Source organism: Bifidobacterium felsineum, from assembly GCF_002802915.1.
In the GTDB taxonomy this organism is placed as follows: domain Bacteria; phylum Actinomycetota; class Actinomycetes; order Actinomycetales; family Bifidobacteriaceae; genus Bifidobacterium; species Bifidobacterium felsineum.
In genome coordinates this window covers 121,873-145,364 of the sequence record NZ_PEBJ01000003.1, presented here as the reverse complement: position 1 = coordinate 145,364, position 23,492 = coordinate 121,873, and the positions used below count along the sequence as shown (strand labels likewise).

23 protein-coding genes are annotated in these 23,492 nt (G+C 56.5%); 12 read left to right on the top strand and 11 right to left on the bottom strand.

Features of this window, described 5'->3' with window-relative positions:
• Nucleotides 1-226 precede the first annotated feature (226 nt).
• Nucleotides 227-940, bottom strand: a complete 714-nt coding sequence (locus CSQ86_RS09915; protein ID WP_243387693.1) for an NADPH-dependent F420 reductase — start codon at nt 938-940, stop codon at nt 227-229.
• Between the two features lie 150 nt (nt 941-1,090).
• Between CSQ86_RS09915 and CSQ86_RS07020 the strand changes: the two genes are divergently transcribed.
• The 4 genes from CSQ86_RS07020 to CSQ86_RS07005 all read left to right on the top strand — a co-directional run bounded on the left by CSQ86_RS07020 (nt 1,091) and on the right by CSQ86_RS07005 (nt 6,035).
• Nucleotides 1,091-1,618: a PadR family transcriptional regulator gene (locus CSQ86_RS07020; RefSeq protein WP_243387691.1), complete on the top strand. Its 528-nt coding sequence runs from the start codon at nt 1,091-1,093 to the stop codon at nt 1,616-1,618.
• A gap of 110 nt (nt 1,619-1,728) precedes the next feature.
• Nucleotides 1,729-2,433: an ABC transporter ATP-binding protein gene (locus CSQ86_RS07015; RefSeq protein WP_100494404.1), complete on the top strand. Its 705-nt coding sequence runs from the start codon at nt 1,729-1,731 to the stop codon at nt 2,431-2,433.
• A 67-nt stretch (nt 2,434-2,500) separates the two neighbouring features.
• Entirely contained in the window at nt 2,501-5,344 is a 2,844-nt protein-coding gene (locus tag CSQ86_RS07010) for an FtsX-like permease family protein (protein WP_100494403.1), read from the top strand.
• Nucleotides 5,345-5,363: 19 nt separating this feature from the next.
• Nucleotides 5,364-6,035 carry an endonuclease III domain-containing protein gene (locus tag CSQ86_RS07005; protein WP_100494402.1) on the top strand — a complete coding sequence of 224 codons (672 nt, stop codon included), beginning with the start codon at nt 5,364-5,366 and terminating at the stop codon, nt 6,033-6,035.
• On the opposite strand, the gene CSQ86_RS07000 is transcribed toward CSQ86_RS07005, so the two are convergent.
• Entirely contained in the window at nt 6,009-6,674 is a 666-nt protein-coding gene (locus CSQ86_RS07000; RefSeq protein ID WP_100494401.1) for a DedA family protein, read from the bottom strand. The genes CSQ86_RS07005 and CSQ86_RS07000 overlap by 27 nt on opposite strands.
• A gap of 169 nt (nt 6,675-6,843) precedes the next feature.
• Between CSQ86_RS07000 and CSQ86_RS06995 the strand changes: the two genes are divergently transcribed.
• Both CSQ86_RS06995 and CSQ86_RS06990 read left to right on the top strand, forming a co-directional pair.
• A complete protein-coding gene (locus tag CSQ86_RS06995; RefSeq protein ID WP_100494548.1) occupies nt 6,844-7,323 on the top strand; it encodes a flavodoxin in 480 nt (159 codons plus the stop codon).
• Between the two features lie 18 nt (nt 7,324-7,341).
• Nucleotides 7,342-7,740: a cupin domain-containing protein gene (locus CSQ86_RS06990; RefSeq protein WP_100494400.1), complete on the top strand. Its 399-nt coding sequence runs from the start codon at nt 7,342-7,344 to the stop codon at nt 7,738-7,740.
• A gap of 14 nt (nt 7,741-7,754) precedes the next feature.
• Here the strand turns inward: CSQ86_RS06990 and CSQ86_RS06985 are convergent, their stop codons facing one another.
• Entirely contained in the window at nt 7,755-8,546 is a 792-nt protein-coding gene (locus tag CSQ86_RS06985) for an ABC transporter permease (RefSeq protein ID WP_100494399.1), read from the bottom strand.
• On the bottom strand, nt 8,543-9,448 hold the full coding sequence (locus tag CSQ86_RS06980) for an ABC transporter ATP-binding protein (protein WP_100494398.1): 906 nt from the start codon (nt 9,446-9,448) through the stop codon (nt 8,543-8,545). Before CSQ86_RS06980 ends, CSQ86_RS06985 begins: the two co-directional genes overlap by 4 nt.
• Nucleotides 9,449-9,571: 123 nt before the next feature.
• Between CSQ86_RS06980 and CSQ86_RS06975 the strand changes: the two genes are divergently transcribed.
• Nucleotides 9,572-10,276: a response regulator transcription factor gene (locus CSQ86_RS06975; protein WP_100494397.1), complete on the top strand. Its 705-nt coding sequence runs from the start codon at nt 9,572-9,574 to the stop codon at nt 10,274-10,276.
• Between the two features lie 68 nt (nt 10,277-10,344).
• Nucleotides 10,345-11,355 carry a sensor histidine kinase gene (locus tag CSQ86_RS06970; RefSeq protein WP_100494396.1) on the top strand — a complete coding sequence of 337 codons (1,011 nt, stop codon included), beginning with the start codon at nt 10,345-10,347 and terminating at the stop codon, nt 11,353-11,355.
• Between the two features lie 135 nt (nt 11,356-11,490).
• Here the strand turns inward: CSQ86_RS06970 and CSQ86_RS06965 are convergent, their stop codons facing one another.
• Nucleotides 11,491-12,384: a LysR family transcriptional regulator gene (locus tag CSQ86_RS06965; RefSeq protein WP_100494395.1), complete on the bottom strand. Its 894-nt coding sequence runs from the start codon at nt 12,382-12,384 to the stop codon at nt 11,491-11,493.
• 132 nt (nt 12,385-12,516) lie between these two features.
• Here CSQ86_RS06965 and CSQ86_RS06960 point away from each other — a divergent pair, with 132 nt between their 5' ends.
• A complete protein-coding gene (locus CSQ86_RS06960) occupies nt 12,517-13,896 on the top strand; it encodes an MFS transporter (RefSeq protein WP_243387690.1) in 1,380 nt (459 codons plus the stop codon).
• A 49-nt stretch (nt 13,897-13,945) separates the two neighbouring features.
• Complete coding sequence (locus CSQ86_RS06955; protein WP_100494546.1) at nt 13,946-14,944, top strand: 3-hydroxyacyl-CoA dehydrogenase family protein; 999 nt, start codon at nt 13,946-13,948, stop codon at nt 14,942-14,944.
• Between the two features lies 1 nt (nt 14,945).
• Here the strand turns inward: CSQ86_RS06955 and CSQ86_RS06950 are convergent, their stop codons facing one another.
• The 4 genes from CSQ86_RS06950 to CSQ86_RS06935 all read right to left on the bottom strand — a co-directional run bounded on the left by CSQ86_RS06950 (nt 14,946) and on the right by CSQ86_RS06935 (nt 19,669).
• On the bottom strand, nt 14,946-16,658 hold the full coding sequence (locus tag CSQ86_RS06950; RefSeq protein WP_100494394.1) for a GH39 family glycosyl hydrolase: 1,713 nt from the start codon (nt 16,656-16,658) through the stop codon (nt 14,946-14,948).
• A complete protein-coding gene (locus CSQ86_RS06945) occupies nt 16,649-17,257 on the bottom strand; it encodes a sugar O-acetyltransferase (protein WP_100494393.1) in 609 nt (202 codons plus the stop codon). Before CSQ86_RS06945 ends, CSQ86_RS06950 begins: the two co-directional genes overlap by 10 nt.
• A 306-nt stretch (nt 17,258-17,563) precedes the next feature.
• The gene (locus CSQ86_RS06940; protein WP_100494392.1) at nt 17,564-18,664 is read right to left on the bottom strand and encodes a CTP synthase; all 1,101 of its coding nucleotides are present in this window, start codon (nt 18,662-18,664) and stop codon (nt 17,564-17,566) included.
• 474 nt (nt 18,665-19,138) lie between these two features.
• Nucleotides 19,139-19,669, bottom strand: a complete 531-nt coding sequence (locus CSQ86_RS06935) for an NAD(P)H-dependent oxidoreductase (protein ID WP_100494391.1) — start codon at nt 19,667-19,669, stop codon at nt 19,139-19,141.
• A gap of 120 nt (nt 19,670-19,789) precedes the next feature.
• Between CSQ86_RS06935 and CSQ86_RS06930 the strand changes: the two genes are divergently transcribed.
• Nucleotides 19,790-20,692, top strand: coding sequence for a methyltransferase domain-containing protein (locus CSQ86_RS06930; RefSeq protein ID WP_243387744.1), 903 nt, complete (start codon nt 19,790-19,792; stop codon nt 20,690-20,692).
• A gap of 51 nt (nt 20,693-20,743) precedes the next feature.
• Nucleotides 20,744-21,715 carry an L-lactate dehydrogenase gene (locus CSQ86_RS06925; RefSeq protein WP_100494390.1) on the top strand — a complete coding sequence of 324 codons (972 nt, stop codon included), beginning with the start codon at nt 20,744-20,746 and terminating at the stop codon, nt 21,713-21,715.
• 59 nt (nt 21,716-21,774) lie between these two features.
• Here the strand turns inward: CSQ86_RS06925 and CSQ86_RS06920 are convergent, their stop codons facing one another.
• On the bottom strand, nt 21,775-22,296 hold the full coding sequence (locus CSQ86_RS06920) for an NAD(P)H-dependent oxidoreductase (RefSeq protein WP_100494389.1): 522 nt from the start codon (nt 22,294-22,296) through the stop codon (nt 21,775-21,777).
• A 149-nt stretch (nt 22,297-22,445) separates the two neighbouring features.
• Entirely contained in the window at nt 22,446-23,102 is a 657-nt protein-coding gene (locus CSQ86_RS06915) for a sugar O-acetyltransferase (protein WP_100494388.1), read from the bottom strand.
• Nucleotides 23,103-23,492: the final 390 nt, after the last annotated feature.

Below are 23,492 nucleotides of genomic sequence, written 5' to 3'. Positions count from 1 at the left end.
TCTCCGTGAAGCTTGCGCGGTGAAAGCGCTCATCACCGCGCATAACGGATAGTGGGTGGAACTTTAATTGAAGGTTCCACCCACTATCCGTTATGCGCTCGCGCAGTTACTGCCTGTTCGGAGATGAATACAAGCAGTAACTGCGCGAGCGCTTCGTTAAGACGCGCACATACTGCCGGTTTCGGGATAAAAACAGGCAGTAACTGCGTGGGAGGGGTTCGGAGTCTTACTTCACGACCTTGAAACCGCCGGTCCACGGGGTCTGCTCGGTGACGCCGAGGATGATTTGCAGAGCGCCGTAGCCTTCGAGGTACTGGGCGCGCTTCAGCGGGCCGGCGTCCACGGTCTTCAGGCCTGCGCCCTCGATGAAGGCGGCGACGGCCTTCTTGGCGTCCTCATCGTCGGAGGCGAGCTGCACCACGGTCGGAGCGCCATCGTTCTCACCGGTGGCAAGCGTGGCGGCGAAGGTGGTGTTGAAGCCCTTGACCACCTTGGAGTTCGGCAGCTTGGCGGCAACGTATTCGGCGGCGGACTTGGCGCTTTCCGGCAGAGCCAGATCGAAGGTGGTGAAATCGATTGGGTTGGCAACGTCCACCACGGTTTTGCCGGCCAGCTGGTCGGAGTAGGCGGCGAGCACTTCGTCGTAGGCCGGGAACGGGAGGGCCAGGACCACGATGTCACCGGAGATGGCGGCTTCGCCGAACTTGGCGCCGGTGACGCCTTCGGCTGCCGCGGCGGCCTTATCCGGGTTTCGGTCGATGACCTGCACGGAAGCGCCGGACTTGACGGCGATGCCCGCCACTGCGGAACCGATGTTGCCTGCGCCGAAGATGGTGATGTTGCTCATGGTGAGTCCTTTCGATATGGGTGTGTGCTTCGTACTGCTTTGCGATTGCTTTGGTTGGTGGTCCGCTGCGTTCGCGTTGATGCCAGTATGCACCTCATTGAGAGATATTTCAAACTGAGATATATCAGAAAGGTTTATATCGAATTGAAAATGGTTGAAATTGCGGGGGTTGTGGGATGGGCCAAGGCTTTCGCTTTGGGCGTGTCGTTCTGAGATATCTCGGCTTGAGATATCATGGAGGGCATGATGAACACGATAGAACTGATGACTTTGGGCTTCCTTTCCGAAGAACCCCTGTGCGGCTACCGGCTGCGCAAAAAGATGGAACAGCTGCAAGGCTATATGCAGGCGGTCTCCGACGGCACCCTGCATTCGGTGACCAATAAATTCGTCAAAGCCGGCTATATCGGCGAAACCTTCAATGTGGTGAACGGCCGCCGTCTGCGCGAATTCCATCTTGAAGATGCTGGACGCGCCAAGCTCATTGAGGAACTGAAGGAAACCAGCGGCTACAACCTCACCAACATCACCAAATGGGCGGTGGTCATGTCGTTCCTCTCGGTGATTCCCGATGAGGCCGATCGCCGCGCTGTGCTGCAGCGCCGCCTCGACGTGCTCGAATCCGATGTACGCCGCCTCTACAGCGATGGCGAAGGCCCGATTGACAACGACAAGGTGGAGGACAAATACCGTCGTGCCATCATTCTGGTGCACGATGCCGAAATCGATGCCGAACGCCAGTGGCTCAAAGAGGAACTCGGTGTTGCTTGATAGCGAAAGCCGCGAGAAAACGGCACAATAGAAGTACACGCTTCAACAAACATTGCGAGGGCTGTTCGACGCAGAACAGCCCCGCATGCTATGTGGTGGAAGGAGATGCAATGGCCTATATCGAATTCGACCATGTGGTTAAGGAATATCCAGCTGGAGGCGGCACACCGATTCGTGCACTCGATGAGGCCAACTTCACCGCCGATCAAGGCGAACTGACAGTGATTCTCGGCCAATCCGGAGCCGGCAAAACTACGGCATTGAACATTCTGGGTGGCATGGATGTGGTCACTTCAGGCCGCGTGGTGGTTGGCGGGCGAGATATCACTGGGTTAAGAAAACGCGACCTCATCACCTATCGTCGCAATGATATTGGATTCGTATTCCAGTTCTACAATCTAGTGCCAAACCTGACAGCGCTCGAGAACGTGGAACTCGCCAGCCAAATCTGCCCCGACCATTTCGATCCGGCCGAAACATTGCGCAAAGTCGGCCTCGGTGATCGCCTCGATAATTTCCCTGCACAACTCTCCGGCGGGGAACAGCAGCGCGTATCCATCGCCCGTGCCATCGCCAAGAAGCCAAAGCTTTTACTGTGCGATGAGCCGACCGGTGCGTTGGATTACGAAACCGGCAAGGAAGTACTCGAACTGTTGCAAGACATTTGCCGAACTCAAGGCATGACAGTGATGATCATCACCCATAATTCCGCGCTTGCGCCGATGGCACATAAGGTAATTCGATTCCGCTCCGGCAAGGTGACCAGCGAGGAGATCAATCCTGATCCCACGCCGATAGCCGATATTGAATGGTAGGCGGATGATGACTCGGGGTAGGCATGCGAAGACGCGGGCTCGGTTTGAGCGGCAACCGCGGGCGAGTATGTGGTCTGCCGCATTCGCCAAAGACATGCTGCGCGCATGGGGACGCAATTGGAAACGATTTGTGTCTCTCGCTGTGATTTCCATGCTCGGTGTGGCCGTGCTTACCGGTATTTACGCCGGCTGCCGAGATATGTTCCAAGGTGCTGACCGATTCTTCGACCAACAACGGCTTTATGACATCCAAGTCGTGTCCACGTTGGGGCTCACCAAGGATGATGTCGCGGCCTTGCGGGCGGTGGATGGTGTCAAAGCAGTGCAAGCCGAACGCACCGCATCCGCAACGGTCAAAGTTGATGGCTCGGATGAGTCGGTGACACTAAGCGAAATCGGTGCAAACGGCATGAACCAGCCGTACCTTCAACAAGGCCGATTGCCCAAAAAGTCCGGCGAAATGGCGGTGACACGTAAATTCGTTCGCGACAGCGGACTCAAGATAGGAGATACGCTGACCGTTACGCCAAAAACATCTGCGGCGAATGATGCAGACGAATCCAGCGACGATTCGCCGCAATTCCCAACCAAACTCACTATCACCGGCATCGTGCTCGACCCACTCGACTTGCAGAACCCGGACGGCTACTCGCAGGGCGCGTTCCGCAGCTCAGCCACATCCGGGTACACCTTCTTCCTGCCATCCAGCGGCGTGATCGGCAGCACCTATACCGCTATGTCCCTTGAACTTGACGGTACTGCCGCACTTGATACCTTTACCGATTCCTATGATTCCGCCGTGCGCACGGTACGCGATCGCATCGAAGACCAGGTGCAGTCCAAGCGTCAGCAGGCACGCCGCCAGCAGCTCATTGATGATGCCAAGCAACAGATCGATGATGCGCGCTCGCAAGCAAATACGAAATTCGCCGACGCCCAATCGCAGATAGATGCCCAACGCTCGCAATTCAACGCCCAAGTCGATGCACTTATCCAAGCTCGCGGCGGCAAAGCCGGAGATGATGCTCAGCGGAACGCAATCATCGCGTCGAATGCGCAGCTCACCCAAGCCAAACAACAGTTGGATGATGCACAAGCAAAACTCGACCAGCAGAAAACCGACGCCACGAAACAGCTTGATGAGCAGGAGTCGAAAATCGAGTCCGATATACCGCAAGCGCGCTGGTATGTGAACACGCGCTCATCGGCGGGCACGTTCTCGTCGCTGAAGTCTGACTTGAGCTCAATCGAATCCATTGGGCGGGCATTCCCGATCGTGTTTCTACTCGTCGCCGTATTCATGAGCCTTACTGCCATGACCCGCATGGTTGAAGAGGAACGCGGACTCATCGGCACCTACATGGGGCTCGGATATGGTTCTGCAGCCATCGCCTCCAGGTATGTGCTGTTTGCGTTGCTGGCTTGCCTGATCGGCGGCGGACTCGGCGACCTGATTGGATTCCTTGGTATTCCGGCATTCCTGTTGATTGTGCTGGAAGGCATGTATGTGGTGCCGAACGTTACGATGCTCTATGACTGGGTGTACGGTTCGGCTGGCGTGGTCCTGTTCGTGCTCGGTATTGGTGCGGCGACCATTGTTGCTTGTTGGAGTGAAGTGCGCCAGACTCCCGCAGCGCTGATGCGCCCGAAAGCGCCGAAAGCCGGGTCGCATGTGCTGTTGGAATACATTGGCCCACTATGGCGTCGCATGAAATTCCTCAACAAAGTCACCGCCAGGAATCTGTTCCGCTTCAAAGGTCGCCTGTTCATGACCATTGGTGGCGTGGCCGGATGCACCGCGCTTATCGTCTGCGGACTGGCCATCAACGATACGGTGGACGCGTTACCGGCCACGCAATATCAGGACATCTATCGCTATCAGCTGATGGTCGTCACCGACCATGACCAGCTTGACTCGGTGCTGCAGAAGCTGAAGAACAACTCGAGTGTGCGCGCTACTGATGATGCCGGTACCTTAGCCAAAGTCGAAAGCGGCGAACTGACCAATGCAGCAGAGGAATCAGAAACCGTACAGCTGATCACCGTGCCAGAAGCCGCCGATCTCAAGGCCATCGCAGACCTGCGTGATGCTGATGGCGGCGAGCCGATTGATGGTAGCAGCATTGCCGGCAGCAATGGGGGAGTGATTGTCTCGCAAAGTGCAGCCAACGCACTCGACGTGCACGCGGGCGATACCATCACCCTCGAAAACGGCGATGTCGAACGTGAATCTGTGCGCGTCGCAGCGGTAAGTAAGTCGGTCATCGGCTCGGATATCTACATGGCTGCCGACTACTACAGTCACATCTTTGGTGCTGACTCTGATACTGCCGACGGTGATGGTTCTGCAGACACCGTGGCTGATGGCGTGGCGATGAACGCGATATTCGCACAATACCAAGGTTCCGATGATAGCCAGATTGCTTACGCAGACAAGCTTGCCAAGGATACTGATGTTCTGAACGTGGTGAGCACGGCGGATATGCAACGCAGCTTCAGCTTCGACCTGATGGGCGCAGTGGTAGCGCTGATTGTGGCGCTCGCCGGCGCGCTCGCATTGGTGGTGCTGTTCACGCTGGCGAACACGAATGTGTCCGAACGTGTGCGCGAAATGGCCACACTTAAGGTACTCGGCTTCTACGATGGGGAAGTGCACAAGTACGTCAATCGTGAAATGCTGCTGCTGACGCTGATGGGTATCGCCGTAGGACTTCCGCTCGGCCGTTGGATTGGTGGGCTGCTGACTGCCGCGCTCAATATGCCGGGATTGTATTTCGCGGTGACCGTACGCTGGACCAGCTATGCGATTGCCGCCGTCGTGACGCTGGCATTCGCGCTGCTGGTACAGGTGTTCACGAACCCGGTGCTCGACCGCATCGACCCGGTCTCGTCGTTGAAATCCGTGGAGTGAGGGAGGAAGTGTTGCCGATATGGCGAAGCATGCGCTGAATCTTCCCTCACCGGATTATATTGAGTCGCTTTATGATGCGATGGAGCATGAGCTCGGGCCGACGAATTGGTGGCCGGCTGAGACCCTGTTTGAAATCATGGTCGGCGCGGTGCTGACGCAAAACACTGCATGGGGAAACGTGGACCGTTCGCTAGATGCTCTCAAAGCTGCCAATGCGCTTGAACCGCACGCGATAGCGGGATTGGCGCCGGAAGAATTGCAGGATTTGATTCGTCCGTCCGGGTTCTACCGGAATAAGGCGAAAACATTGCAATCATTGAGCCAATGGTATATCGAACGGTGTGATGCGCGACCGGAAGGTGCGGCTGGTATCGCCGATGATGAGCTACGTGCTGAATTGTTGGGATTGTTCGGCATCGGTGGAGAGACTGCGGATGATTTGGTGCTGTATGTATTCGGCCGCCGTGCATTCGTGGCCGATACCTATGCGCGGCGGCTTTTCGCTTTTCTGGGATTCAATGTTCCGTCTGGATACCCTGCATTTCATAAAGCTTTTGCGCCGGCCGTGCTGGCAACAGGTTTGGATGTGGCGCAATTGCAGGAATTTCATGGTCTCATCGATGAATACGGCAAAGCGTATCGCACCGACGAGGCCAAAGCGGAATCATTCCTGCGCGGTTTCAAGGTGTGAGCGTACTTTCACCACTACACACCAGACGAGCAGCGCCACTACGATGGCGGCCACTGCGTACTGGAATTTATCAAGGAAGCCCAAAATCGAACACCAGCTGGAGCCGAGCACATAGCCAGCCATAACCAGAATCGTGTTCCATACCGCGGAACCCAACGTGGTGAGCAATGTGAACTTCAACAGATTCGTGCGGGCGATGCCAGCCGGAATCGAAATCAACGAACGAACAATCGGAATCACACGGCCGATGAGCACGGAAGCCAAGCCGTATCTTGCGAACCAATTGTTGGCCTTATCGATATCGGACGCGTCGGTAAGCGGCATGAGATCGAACAGTTTACGCATGCGCTCGGCGCCGATCGCATAGGCGATGCCATACAGTACTAAGGCACCAATCACGGAACCGATGGTTGCACCGGAGATGGCTTCGATGAGGGTCATGCGACCTTGAGCGGCGGTGAATCCGGCGAGAGGCAAAATGACTTCGCTTGGGATCGGCGGGAACAGGTTTTCAAGGAACACGGCGATACCGGTGCCAAGCCAGCCCATCACGGACATAAGACCGACGAGCCAGTTGGTGATAGCGCCAATGAATCCGCCCGTGGAAACCGGGCACTGGGTGATCGTTGCAATGTTCATGGCGCTTACGCTATGGTATCCGTGCTTATCCGAAGCTAAGGCACTTGCGGGGACTAGCTGTGTCGTCAATCATGCATTTTGCGCATAGCAAATCATCGTTGTTTTCTATTGGACGGATATGGGTATCAGCGATTCAATGGAGCTGAACATTGTGACGGGAGGAATCGATATGAGTAAGAAGATTCTGGTTACGTACTTTTCTGCTACTGGCACTACGCGTGCGGTTGCGGAATGTTTGGCGAAGGCTATTGGCGCTGATTTGACCGAGATTGAGCCGGCCGAGCCGTACACTGCGGCCGATGTGGACTGGCGCGACTCGTCCAGCCGTTCGTCTGTGGAGCATGCGCACCGTGAGATGCGCCCGGCATTGGCTAAGCCGATTGATGTGAAGCCGTATGACGTGGTGTTTGTCGGCTACCCGCTGTGGTGGGAGACCGCGCCGCGCGTGGTGCGCACGTTCCTCGAGAGCGAGGATTGGGCTGGCAAGACCATTGTGACGTTCGCCACCTCCGGTTCCAGCACGCGCGGTGCTGACGGTGTGCAACTGCATGATTCCGCGCCTGCCGCGCATTGGATCGCGGGTCGCCGTTTGGCTGCGAACGTCAAGGAATCCGAACTGGCCAAGTGGGTCTCGGGGCTCAATCTGTAACAAAGAAAGGACGCAGCAATGGACAATCCAAGCGCATTCCCGCTAGGCAAACCAAATGATGCCTTCGCCCAGTATTTCGACGGCCAAAGCTACTTGGCGCCGCTGGCCGGCGATGATCAGGTGAACGTAGCCAACGTGACCTTCGAGCCCGGTTGCACGAATCATTGGCACATCCATCATGGCATCTGCCAGATTCTGTTGGCCGTGGGCGGTCGTGGCTACTATCAGATCGAAGGCCAGGAGCCGGTGGAGCTGAAGCCCGGCGAAGTGGCATATATTCCGCCGGACACCAAGCACTGGCATGGTGCCGCGCCAACCGAGGCGTTCGCCCATGTGGCCGTGATGCCCAAGAAGGAAGGCTCCTCCACCGAATGGCTCGAGCCGGTCGATGAGGAAGCTTACAAGAAGTTGGCGTGACGGCTTGATGCCTGCTACCGCATTTCCGGGGGCTTGTATTGGTCGTCGGCGGTGAAGCAGGTGCGGTAGACCATCGCCATGATGAGGCTGTCGGCCACCAGGGTCAGCGCGGCAATGGCGGCGAATACCACGAACTGGTATTTGGCAGCTTCAAGCGGGTCGCCTCCGGCGATGACCTGGCCTGCCATCATGCCTGGAATCGTCACGATGCCGCAGGACGCCAAGGTCGCTGTAGTGGGCAGAAGCCCCAATCGAATCGAGGAGACAATCGAAGGACGGGCTGCCTCCCAAGCGGTGGAGCCCAAGGCCAGGAGCGTGTCAATCTCATCGCGGCGCTCGTTCATGCTCTCGTAGAAACGGCTCAAGCCCACAGCCAAAGCCGAGACCGTATTGCCGAGCAGCATGCCGGTCAGCGGCACCACCAGTTGCGGGGCATACCACGGATGCGGGCGCACCACGAGTTCGGTGACCAGCGAAATCATCAGTAGCATCGTGATGGTCAGGCTCAGCAGCACCGGGCCGGCAAGGCCTTTCGGCACACCTTTGGCGCGAGACAGCGTGATCTGCACGGCGGCCACCAACATCACCGCAATCACCGCGAACACCAAGAACACATTGTTCGCGCGAATCACATAACCGATGATGAAGCCCATCGCGCACAATTGCAGCAGTGCGCGGCATGCGGACCACAGCAGTGTCTTGCCGATGTTGATGCGCATGAGCTCGCTGATACCGGCCGCGATGGCCACCATCGCCAGTGCGACCAACAGGCCCCAGATATCAATGTCGTACGCGTTATCAGTCATGCCTGCTCACCAGCTTGTTCGCTTAAGATTCCGTTAGCCAACGTCATGATTCGAGAGGCGCGGCCATCCGGCGGACGATGACGAATGCGAATGATTGCCATGCCTTGAGCTGCGGCGGTAGCCATAATATCGGCGACTTTTTCGGCATTCTCATCATCCAAGCCGGCATCCACCTCATCGGCCAGCAGCACTTTCGGTTCGGTCAGCAACGTGCGGGCAAGAGAAACGCGCGCGGCCTGGCCACCGGACAAATCATGCGGCGGGCGAGCAAGATCGATATCCTCGCAACCCATCGCATCCAAAGTCATACGAATCTTCTGATCGGTGAGCAGCTTGCGCGCCTGCTGATCATTGTTGTGGAACAGTGCCATGAATTTGCGACCCAAACCGACTTTGCCGATGCGATGTGGGGCGGAAGCACTGGCGGGCGCAGTATGAGGCGTGGAGATGCTGGTGGCAGAAGACGCGGCAAGCGAGGCAGCGGCTGCCGCATTGGTGGTGGCATTTGCAGCGGCAGTCGCACTGTCAGCGTTCTGATTGCCAATGGCATCAGCTCCCGCGCGAATCGCCAAAGTAAATGGCAGTCGAATCGCTTCAGCCACTGTCTCACCCGGCAGAATTGGCTTTTGTGGCAGATACGCCACCTCATGCCGCCATTGCTGCGGTGTGAATTCGCTGGAATCGTGCCCATGTAATGCGAAGGTGCCGGTCGCATGCGGGTTCAGTCGCGCGAATGCGGTCAACAAACTGCTCTTGCCGGAACCGGACGGCCCGACCAAATCCACAATCTCACCAGGGGCTATCGCAAATGCAAGATTATCGAAAATCGTACGGCTCTTACCTTGTGCCGGTACGATACAAGTCACCCCATTTGCGGTGAATACACTCTCCGTACTGCTCATAGTGCGCACGTTACTTCGCCCGCGGCATTGCGCCAATGTTCGCGCGTTTCTTAGCGAACTCTTAGATGGCTGGCAGTCTGATATAACCGTAAGAAAAGGCTCAATTATCAGGACACAGTAATAATGACGACGGCGAATGGATATGCGACTGATCCGGAACGACTACTGCTGCCGGCGGTGCTGTTTATCGAAGACGATCCGAATTTGGGGTCGATGACTTCGGAAATGCTGGGACTCGATTATCGCGTCGATTGGGTGCAGACGATTACCGATGCGCGGGCGCGTCTTGCCGCAAACACGTATGATGCACTGATTGTGGACCGCCGATTGGCGGATGGCGATGGGCTGGATTTGATTCGCAGTTTGCGCGCGGGCGGTGTCACGACTCCCGCGCTGATGCTGACCGCGCTCGCCGAAGTGGACGATATCGTGGACGGCTTGGATGCGGGAGCCAACGATTACCTCACCAAACCATTCCATGTGGTGGAACTTGAGGCCCGACTGCGTGCGTTGTTGCGCGGCTTCCATGCGCAGGCGGCAAGCGTCATGATCGGCGACTGGCTCCTGAAGCCCAGTGCCAACATCATCGAAGATCCGGACGGGCGAACAGTGCCGTTGACTGATGTGGAATCGAAACTGCTGGCCACGCTTGCGGCCGCGCCGGACCATGTGTTCAGTCGTGAGGAACTGCTCAAAAACGCGTTTTCAAACGGCAGTGATATCGGAGCGGTGGATGTGTACGTGTCATATGTTCGCGGCAAAACCACGCGCGGCATCATTGCCACTGTGCGAGGCAAGGGATATCGCATCGGACATCCGCAGGATTAGGCGTATTGGCGTATTAATCAATAAGCTAATCAACAAGCCTGCGAATCATTCATAGGGGAGTGTGAACTATGGCGAGCGATAAGCAAACGCAGCGCAATCACAACCGTCATGCCAGCACTGTGGCCGGGCTGATCAGCCTGCGCATGACCATCGCGATGACCGTCATCACCGTGGTGGGTGGACTCATATTCGTAGCCGGCGTGCTGCTTGGCTCGCGTCATGAATTCACCGAGCGTGGTCTCGACCCGAATGCCATGTCCGTCACCGAACAATTCGGTTCGGGAATGATGGAGATCGATACCAAAAAGGCCGTGGGCTTCACCTTGCTGTTCGTGTTTGGCGTCATTGCCGCTGTGGCGCTGGTCGGTCGGTATTATTCGCGCAAGGAAGTCGCGCCGCTGGAGCACGCCTTCGAACTGCAGAAGGATTTCGTGGCGGATGCTAGCCATGAATTGAAAACCCCGTTGGCCGTGATCTCCACGCGCATCGATCTGATTGAATTCCGCCGCGCACATGGGCAGCCGATTGATAGCGTCATCTCCGACTTGCGCGGTGATGTGGATCGTATGAACGCCATCATCACGGATTTGTTGGTGGCGGCTCGAGGCGCTGTGGATGCCAAGCCGGTGATGCTAGCCGGTGTGATCAGTCAGTCGGTGGATTCGGTGAGGCCTTTGGCGGACAAACGCAGCGTGGAGTTGTATACCCATATTGACGGCGATCCTGCGCGGTTCGTGGTGCGTGGCAATGCCGTAGGGCTTTCGCGCTGCTTGGTGGCGGTGCTCGACAATGCCATTGCGCATTCGCCGGCTGATTCTGCGGTCACGGTTTCACTCGGCTACCATCATCATGGCGATGTGGCCATTCGCGTCACCGATTGCGGCAGCGGCATCGGCTCGGACCCGGAGCGGCTGTTCCACAGATTCGCGCGTGATGATGACGGCACCGAACATCAGGGTTATGGCTTGGGATTGGCGTTGGCGCGCGATGTGGCCAATCGCTACGGCGGTACGCTGAGCGTGGAATCCACCTCTTCGCACGGCACCACGATGTTGATTACCTTGCCGTTGGCGGCATAGCACGTTGCTTTTCTCCCACCGTGTGGTAATTCCTCGCCGTGTGGTTTTAGAAAAATGGCGTCATTCTGCGGTTTTTGAAAGATTCTGATTATGGCGTTTGCCACATCGTGGAGAAAAGGCCACACGGTGGGCGGACTATTGCGCCGTAGCAAGCTCGCGGATGCGCGCGATGAACGCGGCGACTGCGGGAGATGGGGCAAGCGGATACAACAGGCCATACGATAGCCCCACCTGAACCGGCCAGTCCACGGGAACATTGACCAACTGCGGATGCACGTCGGCCCACAGCGGCTTGGAAATGAGCAGATCACCGGCCTGCGCGCATTCGTTGAACGTGTCAAGTCCGTAATGGTCGATGTCGATTAGTTCGATATCGGCATGCTGGGACAGCAGATTGCGTGCGGTTTCGTCGCCGCCATGATGCTGGGCGATGATATGAATGCGTGTGCCAGCCAATTCATCCAAGGTGATGATCGGCAAGCGGGCAAGTGGATGCTCGCGCGGCACGGCAAGGCACAGCGGCTCATAATCGAGCACCAAAGTGCCGCAATACCGGCTCCAATAGTCGGCGTCGAATGCGGTGGACACCATATCGATGTCCTGACCTAAATGCGCGATGATGTTGTTGATGGTCGTCGTATTGTCCGAAAGCGAGACCAGTTCCAAACGGATTTCCGGATGCTTGCCGGCATCCTTCTGCCAGAGGTCGAGAATGCGGCGTCCGGAGCGCAATACCGAAACGCCAAGTCTCACCGGTTCGATGTTATCTGCGGAGCGGCGTTGCATACGACTGATGATTTCATTGCATTCATGCATGACCGGCCGCGCATCGGCGACGAAATCGCGCCCTTGAGGCGTGAGCTCCACGCCGCTGCGCGAACGGGTGAACAACGTGAGGCCGTATTCCTTCTCGAACGTATTGATTTGCTTGGCCAATGCCGGTGTGGAGATGTGCAGCATACGGCCGGCGCTGGCGAAACTGCCGGTATCCGCCGCCGCGATCACCGCATCCAGTCGCTTGTCATACATAGTGCAACCTTTGTATAAACCAATGGTTTACAAGCTATAAACCATAATCATCAACAAGCCGATATGTTTCAACGCTTCTCAAGTGTACAGTATCTCATGCAGTAACTAATAGTATATGAATAAAGGATACCAGTGAGTTCTGTATCAAAGCTTTCCGCAAATCTCACCACAGTTGCGGCTGCGGTCGCCTCATTCTTGGCAGGCATGGATGTGCTCATCGTCAACGTGGCGTTACCCACTATCGCCAAGGAACTGGGCGGTGACATGGCCGTGCAGCAGTGGGTGGTGGACGGCTACACGTTGCTGTTCGCCGCGTTGCTACTGCTTGCTGGTAGCCTCGCCGACCAATTCGGGGCTAAGCGGATTTTCATCATCGGAGCGGCATTATTCGGTGCTGCCTCACTGTTCTGCACCTTTGCATGGTCGATGATGGCCCTGGTCGCAGGCCGCTGCGCTCTCGGCATTGCTTCGGCTCTGCTGCTGCCGGCGTCAATGTCGCTGATTAATGAGGCCAGTCCGAATCCACGATATCGCGCATGGGCATTGGCGTTGTGGGGTGCGGGTGGTGCCTCGGCTTCGGCGGTCGGGCCATTGCTCGGCGGATTATTGACGCCGATTCACTGGAGCCTGGTATTCGCCATCAATGTGCCATTCTGCCTGATGATTCTGGCGGTTGCGTCGCGCATCGCACCTTCGCCGAAGCGGGCAACCAAGTTTGATTGGATTGGTCAGACGCTGGCATTGATTGGATTGACCACGCTGGTCGCCGGCATTATTCAGGTTGGTTCGGCGGGATTATCCGCGCCCTCGACGCTGGTGCTGCTGATTGTTGGCATAGTGACGCTGGCGGCATTCGGATACTCACAGGCCAAAGTCGCGCACCCGATGATGCCGCTCGGTTTATTCCATGTGCGCGGTATGCAGGTGGCGTTGCAGATCGGCTTCATCATGATTTTCAACTGGTATGGCATGGTGTTCATCTGCACGATGTTTCTGCAGAACGAGCTTCACATGAACCCGTTCGCGGCTGGTCTGGTATTCGTGCCATCTGCATTCGTAACCATTTTCGGCAATCTGATGGGTGGGCGCATCGTGACCGCGCGAGGATCGAAGTTCTCGATTACTTTGGGGCTGAGCATCATGATTGCCGGATTCCTGTTCGAGTTCCTGACCCCTCAGCCGATTCCCGTCTGGGTGATTGCCACAGGACTCAGCGTGGTTGGTTTCGGTGCTGCCATCACTACGCCGGCCGCAGCGGGAGTGGTACTCAAAAGCGTGGACGCTTCGCAAGCGGGCATCGCGTCCGCCATGTTCAACACATTCCGACAGGTCGGTGGCGCGATCGGAGTCGCGGTGTTTGGCGTGATCGCCACATTTCTGCCCTCGTTGGATCTTGCGCTGCGGTCGGTATTCCTTGCCTCCGCTTTGCTGCTCGTGTACGTACTGGTATTTGAACTGCTGCGTTGGAAGGATACTGCTATTGCTGCCGCTGGCGCTCGATCAGTGGCATAATCAGGAACTGCTAGGTCATCAACGTCGAAGATGAATGGAGATGGTGGCGATGGCACAAGAGCAGGATGATGCGGTGTCGCTGAACGCAATACAAGCGAGCGATATCAAGGTGATTGCCAATGTAGGCACAGGCACCATGGGTCATGCCATTGCGCTGCAGTTTGCGCTCGCCGGTTACGAGACGCGATTGGTTGGCCGCAGTGAGGCTTCGCTTGACCGTGGTATGGGCCGCATTCGCGCGGATGCTGAGACTTTTGCCGATGCTGGATTGCTGCATGCTGGCGAGACCGTGGATGATGTGCTCGCACGTATCACGCCGATTGTCGGTTATGAGCAGGGTGTGACCGGCGCTGATTTCGTCATCGAATCAGTGGCTGAGAACCTTGAAGTCAAGCAACAGGTGTGGCGTGAAATCGAACAATTCGCGCCGAAGGATGCGATTTTCGCCACCAATACTTCGGGGCTGAGTCCCACGGCTATCCAATCGGTGCTGGACAAGCCCGAGCGGTTCGTGGTCGCCCACTTCTGGAATCCTGCGCAACTGATGCCGCTGGTGGAGGTGGTGCCCGGTGCCCACACCGATCCGCATGTGGTAGACGTGACCTTTGATCTCATGAATCTCATCGGCAAGAAGCCGGCGAAAATCAAGAAGGAATCACTGGGATTCGTGGGCAACCGACTGCAGATGGCCGTGCTGCGCGAGGAATTCCATATCATTCAAGAAGGCATCGCGGACGCAGCCACTGTGGATGACGTGATGAAATACAGCCTCGGTCGCCGTTGGAACCTGGTCGGTCCGGTGGCCAGCATCGACCTTGGCGGGCTCGACGTATTCTATAACATCAGCACCTACCTGTTCGACGACATGGACAACGGTACCGGCCCCTCGCCGCTGCTTGCCGAGAAAGTCAAGGAAGGTAACCTTGGCGCCAAAACCGGGCGCGGCTTCTTCTCCTGGCAGGGCGAGGATGGCAAGCGCGTCATCGAGCAGCGCGACAAGGCCTTGCTGCGTGCGCTCAAAGAGGATGCGGCTGAAGCTGCCGAGTGAGCTACTGAAGATCGAACGTCAGTAACGACACCGCGTGCGTGGGCATGGTGAACCGCAAGGTTGCCGTGCCTGCACTCGTGGCGGTTATGATTTCCTCGGGGGTCAACAATTCCAATGCGTCCGCGGTTTTGATGCGATCATATTTCTCACCTGCGGGATACTTCGGGTGACCTTCTGCAAGCCACTGCGTATGCGCATTGGAGTGTGTACCGTCAATGCGCCAATGATGCAGCTGGTAGCGTTGATTCGGCTCCAGCCCAGTGATTTGCAGCTCAATGGAACGCTCTTCATGCACATCGATATCATCACAGTGGGAGTACAGCAGCACTTGCAATTGTCCGGCGTCGTTGCGCGCAGCCCAACCAGAGACCATCGTTGGTGCGCCTAATCCTGTGTAATGATGCGGCGCTGCCTTGCCGTAGTCGCTGTCAAGCTGTTGCTCCAGCGCTGAATCCGCAGTACTGTCGCTGCTGAGCTCAAGTGCATGGGAACCAAGCCGGCTCAACATGTCGAACGCGCGGAACACCGGTTTGACGATATCCTGCGTGGCGAACGTGCGGGTTGCCGGGAAACATTCCTCCTGAGGGAATACGAATGCCCAAGCCAGCGGATGAATCGGAGCACCATAGCGCTGCGCAATCTCAGCGATACGTTGGTAAGCGCATGCGACGAACGAAGCGTAATACTCGGTATCGCGGAATCGCATATTGGCGTTGTCGTTGATGCCGCCTGCCGCCCATGTATCCGGGTCAGCCTCGGACAGTACGATTTCGAGGCCTCCGAAACCGGCCGCTTCAATCATCTCCACGCCGGATTCAATCTGATGCACCAGATTGCCAACGCTCGGCACCGCTTTCGTGGCATTGGCATTGCGCGGGAATTCCGCGCCTTTGACGTGGAAAGTGATGAAATCAAGCCGGGTGCCGGTCGCGCTGGTTGCCGCATTGGTCCCGGTTTTGCAGTGTTCCAGAAATGTCTGCATCAATTCCCGGCCGCCGCCTTGGTCAAAGATTCCAGTGCAGGTCGGGCCGCCGAGCCGAGCGTTCGGCAGCACGGTGTGCAGCGCTTGTTCCGTGAAGTCGAACAGCATGCAGTAATCCTTGTCGCTGCCGGACCAATAGAAGATATCAGGCTCGTTCCACAGTTCGAAATACCAAGTGTCGACTTCCTTGCTGCCATATCGTTCGGCCAGATGCCGTGTGAAAGTGCGGATGAAGCCATGCCAGCGATGGTAATCCTTCGGCGGGTACGTCCAGCCGGATTCGCGGTACGGGTCCAAGCCGCCGAGCCAAGGATTATTGCGGAAACTCGGGTCCGCCAAATCCTCGGGCATAAAGCCGAGCTCCACGTATGGCTTATTGCCGGATTCAAGAATCGTGTCGAGAATCAGATCGATGTAAGTGAAGTCATAGATTGGATTGCCTTGCGCATCCTCATGGTAGAGGTTCGTGGAACCGAACTTCTGCGTGCCTGTGCAACTGCCGTTGCAGAACAGGAAATGCGTACGCACATAATACGGCGCATCGCCGAGCTTGCCGAACCGTTCCAGCATGCGCCGGCCTTCCGGTGTATAGGTGTAGTTGCATTCATCGTAACCGAAGAAGCGCCAGTCGTGGTTTAGCGGGCCGATTTCGTGTGCGGCGTTGACACTGATGTGTGTGACGGCGGTGCATAGTGTGCTTTGCGCGGTGGTGATCATGGCTTTTAATCCCATACGTCGAGCTTGCGATTCTTGAAATAGAATTCCTTGTCCTTCTCGCCAATCGGGCGGGCGACTTTGCAGGGCGCGCCATAGGCTACGGAATTTGCGGGAATGTCGTGGGTGACCACCGAGCCGGCGCCGATGACGCAGTTGTCGCCGATGGTGACGCCCGGCAATATGGTCACATTTGCGCCGACCCAAACATTGCGGCCGATGGTGACCGGAATCGCGTACACGTAATGATGCTCGCGTAGCACCGGCAGCACCGGATGGCCGGCGGTGGCGATGACCACGTTCGGGCCGAACATGCACCAGTCTCCGATGGTGATAGCTGCGTCATCCACGCAGGTGAAGTTCACATTGCAGTAGATGCCCTTGCCCATATGCACATGGTGGAATCCCCAATTCGCGTGCGCCGGCGTCTCCACATGGCAGCCGTCGCCGATTTCGGCGAACATCTCTTTGAGGAGCCTCTGCTTACCGGTCTGATCCGTGGGGTGCGTCTGGTTGAACTCCCATAGCTTCTCCTGATATTCGAGCTGGCCGTCCATGATGCTCGGGTCGTCATAATGGTAGGGGAGCTGCTCCTCGCGCCGCTTCGCATTATCCATGATTGCCGCCTTCTGGATTCCTGTGATTCCAATGATGTTTGCGTTATCATCCAGTATAGTCGTTGCCCGTCTGCTGGCTGTGTGTTCTAGGATGGGTGGAGCAACTTAGTGGAGGCCAGGGGCATCCTGCGGTGGCGAGTCTTCGCCTTCGCGCAGTTACTGCCTGTTTTGGAGCCGTAATAGGCAGTAACTGCGCGGATGAACGTGACGCATGCGCAGTTACTGCCGCTTTGTACCCGGAAACAGGCAGTACCTATGCGTCAACTGTGTTCCGACGCGCAGTTACTGCCTGTTTTGATACGTGATTTAACAGGCTTTCTGCCATCCCGTGTTTGTGGGACCCGCGAATGCCGGGGTTAATCCGATTAGGGGAACTCCGGCTTCAATGAGTTTTTGAATGAGTGGCGTTTGCAACCGCGCCTCATCGAAAGTCGTTCGAATAATTGTTGTTGCGCCGGCTTTACGTAATATGTCTTCACGCTCTTTTTCTTGATGTACTACGTCTTGGATACTGCGCCGATTCGTCATTTCAGGATCGACGTACTTCTGTGTCCCGTCATATTCCAGAATGATTAATCGACCGTCGGGCATTTGCCAACAGAAATCAGCGCGGTATTGTTTTCGAGGATTATCCGGATCTGTGAATACTCGTTGTAGTTGTGGAACTGCGAAGCCCGCCTCGATGAGTATGGCTCTGCAGAGCGATTCTCCTCCGTTTTCACTCAGTGGGTTCATGTAATGAATCAGTCTGAATATTCGGCCACAATCGATTGGCATATCGTCGCAGATATCGATTATTTGTTCAGCTGTAGTGAGCCCTTGTCTCATGGCGGAATCGAATAGTGAGAGAGCTTGGACAAAGGAGTATCTCAATCCGCAGTCAACCAAGGTGCGAGCAGGTGATGTGATCGTTACGGCATTAATGATGTCGGACGTTGCTGTGATTTGGGCGGCAGAAGTATTCTTAACCATTGTCATCTGTATGCTGTCGCCGGTTTTGCGGGAGGATATTAATACTGATGTGGGTGGGTCGGTGATGATAATCCTGCGTATTTTTCGATACGTTTGTTTGGAATTCCCTGTCTTACCGGCGATAAAAACAGCGCCATCGGCATGGAGTTTCCAGCCGTAATCAAGATACATCATTGCCGCTGCGCTGATACCGGCGAATATGCGGTTGGGGAATTGCTGTGACAGCGTACGAATGATGTGCCGCATCTGCTCCGCGGGATTGAGCGTTGACCAGTATGCTGTTCTTGCATAAACGTTACGAAATGGTCGAATGATATATCCGTTTTGCAGACGAACGTGAATTGCTCGGCGTATGGCGTTCGTGGTTGGGTAGAAGCATTGTAAATTGCGCTCGGCTTCGTTGCAGAGCTGCTCAAGTTCAGCATGTGTTCTCATGACTTCATGGTCATGGATACAAGGCGATGAAAGCAAGCTCAAACGGGGTATGTGGTTCTAGCTTCAGTTTTGCCGCGAAAATGTGGATAACTTCGATAGGGTTTTGTGCGGATGTGTGTTTTCGTGGTCCTATTTATTGGTTGCTGAGCGAGCTAGTGCCTGTGAAGCGGGCAGCGGCTGCGCGTTGTAACGACAGGTGCGCGCAGTTACTGCCTGTTTCGGCAACATAGGAGGCAGTAACTGCGCGGATGGACGTGATGCACGCGCAGCTACTGCCGCTTTGCGGCACCAAACAGGCAGTAACTGCGCGAGATGGTGGGGTGGATTGGTGTCTGGGCCCTCGTCGTCTGCGCTGCGGCTGCTGCATGATGGACACGTTGATTCCCGGGGATTGTAGGGGCGTCAGTAGGTTCGGGGAATTCGGAGTCAGTGTCCCATCGTTCGGTAAATTTGCGAAGCCGGTAAGACGGTACGTCAATCCGTGAGGAAGGCTTGGTACTGCTTGGCGGTTTCGGCCAGGGTCTCGTCCGAAAGCTCCATCGAGCCGAAGACTACGAACGGCTCACGCCAAGTGGCATGCACGTAGCGGGCCATCATGCGGTATGGTGAGAGTACTTCGCGCATCGTGGCACCATTGTCTTCCGTCTGATACTCGCTTTCCGGGCCGCCTGCCGTGGTGGCCACGGTGATTTCCTTGCCCTCAAGCGCTTTGCCGTCCGGGCCATACGCCCAGCCGAATGCCAGCACCTGGTCCTCCCACTCCTTGAGCAAGGCAGGGGAGGAGTACCAGTAGAGCGGGAATTGCAGCACGATACGGTCATGTGCTTCGATGAGCTGTTGCTCGGCGGCGACGTCGATGTTGCCGTCCGGGTACTGTGCGTATTCGTCACGCACGGTGACCGTTGCATCGCTGTCGGCTGGCAGCGCTTGCGCCGCCGCCTTCAGTGCTGCGTTGGCGCGAGATTTTGCCATATTGGGGTGGAATACGAGTACCAGAGTCTTCATGGTGACTGCTCCTTGTCGGTAACCTATCTGATTTTTCGGTGTTCCTTGTCTCTATGGTACGTTCGGTGGCATTCGTGCGCGACTAAAACGATGCGCGCGGAGGAATGCGGTGTGGCCGCTATGGATGTCGGCGGGGTTGCATGGCTATGGCTGTGCGGCAACTTTCCCGATAGCGCTGCAGTTCGCAATGTGGCCAATATTATGGACGCGATTGATGCGAGGATTAGCGTGAGCCGCATGGTCGTATGGGATTCCGAACAGTACCTTCGCTTCAAGAGCGAGCGCACGCAGCCTTCGCGTGACTTGGCAATGCAGCTGCCGCCTGATGACGGCACGGTCAAACGTCTGTTGGATATAGGCTGCGGTCCGGGCAATAGCACTGCGGTATTGCGCGAACGCTATCCGCATGCGGAAGTCCTTGGCGTCGATAATTCGCCGGAAATGATTGAAGCCGCACGCAAAGCACACCTTGATATCGACTTTGCGTTATGCGATGTGTCGAATCCGGAAGAACTATCCGCACTGCCCGGTGACTTTGACGTAGTGTTCTCCAACGCCTGCATCCAGTGGGTGCCGAATCATAAACGGCTGATTCCTGAATTGCTTGCGCGGCTTAAGCAAGGTGGTGTGCTCGCTGTGCAGACGCCGATGAATTATGAGGAGCCGATTCACCGCATTATCGCTGAGATTGTGCATTCGCCGGAATATGCGGACCGACTGCCACAGCAGCGGGAATTCTACAATCTAACGCCGCCTGAATATTGGGAGTTGCTGCGTAAGCATGCGTCGCATTTCCGTATGTGGAAGACCTCGTATATGCATACGCTGCCCTCGCATGAGGCGATTATGGATTGGTATCGCGGCACCGGACTGCGCCCCTATCTGCAAGCGCTGCCGGATGATGAAGCGCGCGCGGTGTTCGAATCCAAGGTCTATACCCGCGTATGCGAAGCGTATCCGACCCAGTCGGACGGCAGCATCATCTTCCCGTTCCCTCGATTCTTCTTCACTGCAGTGAGGTGATACGGGTCAGGTTGCGGGTTGCGAAAGGCTTGCGCAGAGAAAGGAAAGCTTGTGATTGCTTCGCATCACAATCGGGTGGTGATCGTCGGCACCGGCAGCGTTGGCTCGGCGGTGGCCGGCGCCATCGTGGAGCAAGGGCTGTGCAATGAGCTGGTGCTAATCAACCATAATCCGAATAAAGCAAAAGGCTTGGCTATGGATTTGGCCGACGGCTCCGAATTTCTGGGCCGGTTCATCACCATTCGGTCAGGTGACTGGGATGATTGCGCCAGCGCTGATGTGGTGGTCATCACGGCCGGTCCGAAACCCAAGCCGGGCGAGACCCGTATGCAGGAGCTCGATGCGGCTATCGACATTGTGGACCCGATACTGAAGCACATCAAGGATTCAGGTTTTGACGGTATCTTGATTATGGTGTCGAATCCGGTTGACGTGTTGAGCTGGTTCGCGTGGCGACGTACCGGTTTACCTCGTGCGCAGGTGTTCGGCTCGGGTGCCGCGCTCGATACGTCCCGAATGAAGGCGATTATCGGTGCGACCACGCACCTGGATCCCAGACTGGTATCTGGGTATGTGATTGGTGAACACGGTGATTCACAGTTCGTGCCGTGGTCCACGGTTTCATTCATTGGCAAATCGTTTGCGCAGTATCTGGAAGACAATCGTGACCGATACCCTGGGGTCACGTTGGCCGGCATCGAGGAGCAGACCCGCCGGCGAGGTCTTGATATCAAGGGTTTGCGTGGCGGAACCAGTTACGGCATCGCCGCCACCGTCGCCGGGCTGATTCGAACGATTCTCTGGAATGAACGCAGTGTCGTATCTGTATCCACATTGATAAGCGGTGAATACGAGTATGAGGAGCGAGATGTATTCCTTTCGCTGCCGGTTGCGCTTGACGGCAGTGGCGTGGGTGACTTCGTTGACCTTCATCTGAGCGATGAGGAACTGGCGAAATTCCGCGCGTCTGCTGCCGTGGTACGGGAACATTGCGTGCTGATTGGCGGCCGATTGGAGGCTTGAAATACGAACACGGCTCCTTCGTGATTGAAGGAGCCGTGGTTTGAAAACAGCGCTTGAGACTACTTGGTCAGGTAATCCTTGTAGTTCTTGACAGCCTCAGCCAGAGCTTCGTCGGAAATGCCGAAGGAGCCGAAGGTCACGAACGGCTTGAGCCAGGTGGCGTTGATGTGGTTGGCAGTGCCCTGGAACGGCACGAGCACCTGCTCGATCTTGAACTTGTTGTCGCCTTCCGGCTGGTACTTGGACTCCGGGGAACCGGTGGAGACGGCGACGCCGAACTCCTTGCCTTCGAAGGCGTGGCCTTCAGCGCCGTAAGCCCAGCCGTGCTCCAGCACGTCGTCCTCCCAGGTCTTCAGCAGCGCGGGGGAAGAGAACCAGTACAGCGGGAACTGGAACACCACACGGTCTGCAGCCTCGACGGCGGCCTGCTCAGCCTTGACGTCGATCTTGCCATCCGGGTACAGCGCGTACTCGTCGCGCACAGTCATGTTTTCCAGGCCCTCAGCAGCCTCGGCCAGAGCGGCGTTGACGTGGGACTGGCCCTTCAGAGACGGGTGGAATACGAGCACCAGAGTCTTCATGTTGCTTCTCCTTGATATGACATTCCTATGGCTCACTCAGTAATATCGCAAGCCGATATATCTCAGAATGAACTATATAGGTAGCTCTGTAACAAATAACGGATGGTGTGTCGGATTCATCTCACGGCTGATTGATTGCAACGATGGGATCAGCGCGCGGCATTGCGGGCGGCAATGCGCTCGCAGAACCCGGTTTTGTCCGCCTCGGTGATCGGGCGAACCACGCGAGCTGGATTGCCGACCGCGACCACGCCGGCTGGGATATCCTTGGTGACCACCGAGCCGGCACCGATCACCGAACCGCGGCCGATGGTCACGCCGCCGAGCACCGTCACATGGCCTCCGAGCCAAACGCCATCCTCAATCACAATCGGCTTGGCCTGGCATGCGCCATTCTTGCGCTCCTCGAAGTCAAGCGAATGATTGGTGGCGAACAGGCCCACCATCGGGGCGATCCACACGTAGTCGCCCAAAGTGATAGGCGCGTTGTCGAGCATCACGCAGTCGAAATTGATATAGGCGTGTGAACCAATGGTGATATTGCGGCCCATCTCACAGCGGAAATTCGGCTCGATGAACACGTCTTCGCCGACTGCCGCGAACAACTGCTCCATGATGGCGCGACGTTCGGCTTCCTGGTCGTAATCAAGCTGGTTGTAGGCGCGGAACAGCTTCTTGGCTTCCACGCGCTTGCGTTCGATTTCCGGGTGAGAATCCTCATAGACCTCGCCGGCCACCATGCGTTGCCATTCCACCAGTCCTTCCGGGGTGAGATCGGCGGTGACGTCGTACGTGTTGATGGTCATAATCGCTCCTTTGCTTGAGATCAGTTCGCCGTTGAAATATGACGTGCCATTACCTCACGCATTCCACGGTCTACTGTCATCGTAGTTTCCTTGAAGTGTGCGCAACGCTTGAAAGCGGGCAACTATAGCGCAATGGTTCCAGTCACTATCACGATTATTCCATTGTGATGATTATTGTGCGCGAATCTGTGGGCAATGGAGATGCCTAAACTCAAAGTTTTACTGATCTGTTATAGAAAAAGGTCGCTGTGTGAAGCACTGAAAGACAGTGCATCGCACAGCGACCTATGCAAAAACTATTGCTCGTAACCTCACAGGCGGCAGAGTGCTGCTGCGGCAAGGGTAGTGATAGTTGCGATAGTAATGGCGGCCATAAGAACTTCCTTCCTC